Raw genomic sequence first — 4,097 nt, 5'->3', positions numbered from 1 at the left:
GTCCCCGCCTTTCCCGCCCCTTCGACCGCAGTCTTCTTCCCGGCCCCCGCAGTACTACCCCGCTTCCGGCCGCTTTCCTCTCCCGTGGGCGCCTTCCCCCGGGTGGGTCCCGGCTCGCCTCCGGAGCGCTTCCCGGACGCCTCGGTGTGCTCCGCGCGGCCGGCCCTCATGGGCTCGCCCGGGGACGCGGCCGTACCACCGGAGGCTTCCGCGCCCCGGGAGCGGCCGGTCGCCGGCTGCTGTACGGGGGTCTTCTTCGCCACCATGGCCGCGGCCCCTTCACATATTGTGATCTTGCACGCGAATCGTGCTGGGACGATAAATCGACTTGAGTCCCGCGGCAACGGGGCACACCGCCCGATTCGCCCGCCCGCACCCCCCGCGCAGCGGACCTGCATCCGTTGTGCCCCGCTCCCCGCCGGGTAATCCGGCAGGTCCGCCGGGCCCCGACACGGGTCGCCACGCCCGACGCCATCCGGGTCACCGGCCCCGTGCCGGCCGGTCGCCCGCGCGGGCCGCCGAAAAGCGGTCGGCCGCTGTCCGCGCGGCGCCGTACACTGGGCGGAGCGAAAAGCGTGGATGGGGACGAGTAGCGGCGTACGCAGCCCAGAGCGACCCGGGGACGGTGTGAGCCCGGGGGCGAGCGCGGCGTGAAGATCACCCCGGAGCCGCCGGAAGAAAGCCGTGGGGACCCGCGGCGAGTAGAACCGGCTCGCGACCCCAATGAGGGGGCTCAGCGGCGCGTACGGCACGCCGAGGGGCCAAGGAGGGTGGTACCGCGGGAGCGCGCCGCACACGGCGTAGACGAATGAAGGCTCTCGTCCCTCCGACGGAAGGCAGCAAGTCCGTTGGAGGATGCTCGCAGATGACAGCGCCGACGTACCGCCAGGTGCCCGCCCAGGTCGACCTGCCCGCGCTTGAGCACGCGGTGCTCGACTTCTGGCGCGACCAGAAGATCTTCGCCAAGAGCCTGGAGCAGTCCGAGGGCCGCCCGGAGTGGGTGTTCTACGAAGGCCCGCCCACCGCCAACGGCATGCCCGGCGCCCACCACATCGAGGCACGCGTCTTCAAGGACGTCTTCCCCCGCTTCCGCACCATGCGCGGCTACCACGTGGGCCGCAAGGCCGGCTGGGACTGCCACGGCCTGCCCGTGGAGCTGGCGGTGGAGAAGGAGCTGGGCTTCTCCGGCAAGCAGGACATCGAGGCGTACGGCATCGCCGAGTTCAACGCCAAGTGCCGCGAGTCCGTGACCCGGCACACCGACGCCTTCGCCGAGCTGACCACCCGCATGGGTTACTGGGTCGACCTGGACGACGCCTACCGCACCATGGACCCCGAGTACGTGGAGTCGGTCTGGTGGTCGCTGAAGGAGATCTTCGGCAAGGGCCTGCTGGTCCAGGACCACCGTGTCGCCCCGTGGTGCCCGCGCTGCGGTACCGGCCTGTCCGACCACGAACTGGCCCAGGGCTACGAGACGGTCGTGGACCCCTCCGTGTACGTCCGCTTCCCTCTCACCTCGGGCCCGCTCGCCGGCGAGGCCGCGCTCCTGGTGTGGACGACGACCCCGTGGACCCTCGTGTCCAACACGGCGGTCGCGGCGCACCCCGAGGTCACCTACGTCGTCGCCACGAACGGCGAGGAGAAGGTCGTCGTCGCCGAGCCGCTCGTCGCCAAGGCGCTCGGCGAGGGCTGGGAGACCATCGGCCAGGCCTTCACGGGCGCCGAGATGGAGCGCTGGACGTACCGGCGCCCGTTCGAGCTGGTCAAGTTCCCGGCCCCCGCCCACTACGTGGTGAACGCCGACTACGTCACCACCGAGGACGGCACGGGTCTGGTCCACCAGTCCCCCGCCTTCGGTGAGGACGACCTCAAGGTCTGCCGCTCCTACGGCCTGCCCGTGGTGAACCCCGTCCGCCCGGACGGCACCTTCGAGGAGGACCTCCCGCTGGTCGGCGGCGTCTTCTTCAAGAAGGCCGACGAGAAGCTCACCGAGGACCTCCAGCAGCGCGGCCTGCTCTTCCGGCACCTTCCGTACGAGCACAGCTACCCGCACTGCTGGCGCTGCCACACCGCGCTGCTGTACTACGCGCAGCCCTCCTGGTACATCCGGACGACGGCCATCAAGGACCGCCTGATCCAGGAGAACGAGAAGACCAACTGGTTCCCGGACACGGTCAAACACGGCCGTTACGGCGACTGGCTGAACAACAACATCGACTGGGCGCTCTCCCGCAACCGCTACTGGGGCACCCCGCTGCCGATCTGGCGCTGCGAGGACGACCACCTCACCTGCGTCGGCTCCCGCGCGGAGCTGACCGAGCTGACCGGCACCGACCAGTCGGGCCTCGACCCGCACCGCCCCTACATCGACGAGGTCACCTTCGCCTGCCGCCACGACGGCTGCGGGAAGACCGCCACGCGCGTGCCGGAGGTCATCGACGCCTGGTACGACTCGGGCTCGATGCCGTTCGCCCAGTGGGGTTACCCGTACAAGAACAAGGAGCTGTTCGAGAGCCGCTACCCGGCCCAGTTCATCTCCGAGGCGATCGACCAGACGCGCGGCTGGTTCTACACGCTGATGGCCGTCGGCACCCTGGTGTTCGACCGGTCGTCGTACGAGAACGTCGTCTGCCTCGGCCACATCCTCGCCGAGGACGGCCGCAAGATGTCCAAGCACCTGGGCAACATCCTGCAGCCGATCCCGCTGATGGACCAGCACGGCGCGGACGCGGTCCGCTGGTTCATGGCGGCCGGCGGCTCCCCGTGGGCGGCCCGCCGGGTCGGCCACGGCACCATCCAGGAGGTCGTCCGCAAGACCCTGCTGACGTACTGGAACACGGTGGCCTTCCAGGCCCTGTACGCCCGTACGTCCAACTGGGCGCCGTCCGCGGCGGACCCGGCCCCGGCCGAGCGCCCGCTGATCGACCGCTGGCTGCTGTCCGAGCTGCACGCGCTCACCGACCAGGTGACCCAGGCCCTGGAGGCGTACGACACCCAGCGCGCCGGCAAACTGCTGTCCGCGTTCGTCGACGACCTGTCCAACTGGTACGTCCGCCGTTCGCGCCGCCGCTTCTGGCAGGGCGACAAGGCCGCGCTGCGCACGCTGCACGAGGTGCTGGAGACGGTCACCAAGCTCATGGCGCCGATCACCCCGTTCATCACCGAGCGGGTGTGGCAGGACCTGGTCGTGCCGGTGGCGCCGGGCGCCCCGGAGTCCGTGCACCTGGCCCCCTGGCCGGAGGCGGACCTGTCCGCCATCGACCCGGAGCTGTCGAAGCAGATGGTCCTGGTACGCCGTCTGGTGGAGCTGGGCCGCGCCACGCGCGCGGAGTCGGGCGTCAAGACCCGCCAGCCGCTGTCCCGGGCGCTGATCGCCGCGACCGGCTTCGAGGCCCTGGACCCCGAGCTGCACGTGCAGATCACCGAGGAGCTGAACGTCTCCTCCCTGGCCTCGCTGTCCGAGGTCGGCGGCTCGCTCGTGGACACCACCGCGAAGGCCAACTTCCGGGCGCTGGGCAAGCGGTTCGGCAAGCGGGTGCAGGACGTGGCCAAGGCCGTGGCCGCCGCCGACGCCGCCGCGCTGTCGCTGGCCCTGCGCGAGGGCACGGCGTCGGTGGAGGTCGACGGCGAGACGGTCGCCCTCGCCCCCGACGAGGTGATCATCACGGAGACCCCGCGCGAGGGCTGGTCGGTGGCCTCCGACTCCGGTGCCACGGTGGCGCTGGACCTGGAGATCACCGAGGAGCTGCGGCAGGCCGGTCTGGCCCGTGACGCGATCCGGCTGATCCAGGAGGCCCGCAAGAACAGCGGCCTGGACGTCGCCGACCGGATCGCCCTGCGCTGGACGTCCACCGACCCGGCGGTCGTCGCGGCCCTGGCCGAGCACGCCGGGCTGATCGCCGAGGAGGTCCTGGCGACCGACTTCGCCCAGGGCGAGGCGGACGCCGGCTTCGGGGAGCCGTTCACCGACGAGGGCCTGTCCCTCACCTTCCGGTTGCGCAAGGCGTAAGCGGGACCACGCGAAGGGGCCCGCCCCCCCCCCCCCGGGGGGGGGGCGGCCCCGGGGGGGGGGGGGGGGGGCGGCGGGGGGCCCACCG

General features: G+C 71.7%; 1 protein-coding gene. It reads left to right on the top strand.

Features of this window, described 5'->3' with window-relative positions; genetic code table 11:
• Positions 1 to 865: 865 nt before the first annotated feature.
• On the top strand, positions 866 to 4,009 hold the full coding sequence (gene ileS, locus V7E45_RS39100) for an isoleucine--tRNA ligase (RefSeq protein WP_333779047.1): 3,144 nt from the start codon (positions 866 to 868) through the stop codon (positions 4,007 to 4,009).
• The last annotated feature ends 88 nt before the right edge of the window (positions 4,010 to 4,097 follow it).

It is taken from the genome of Streptomyces sp. IBSBF 3136, assembly GCF_036815105.1.
Taxonomy (GTDB): domain Bacteria; phylum Actinomycetota; class Actinomycetes; order Streptomycetales; family Streptomycetaceae; genus Streptomyces.
The sequence above is the reverse complement of the archived record's forward strand: the minus strand, read 5'-3'. Positions and strand labels throughout refer to the sequence as shown.

Coding starts and splice junctions, on each gene's coding strand:
- ileS (WP_333779047.1), top strand. CDS start 866: ATGACAGCGCCGACGTACCGCCAGGTGCCCGCCCAGGTCGACCTGCCC.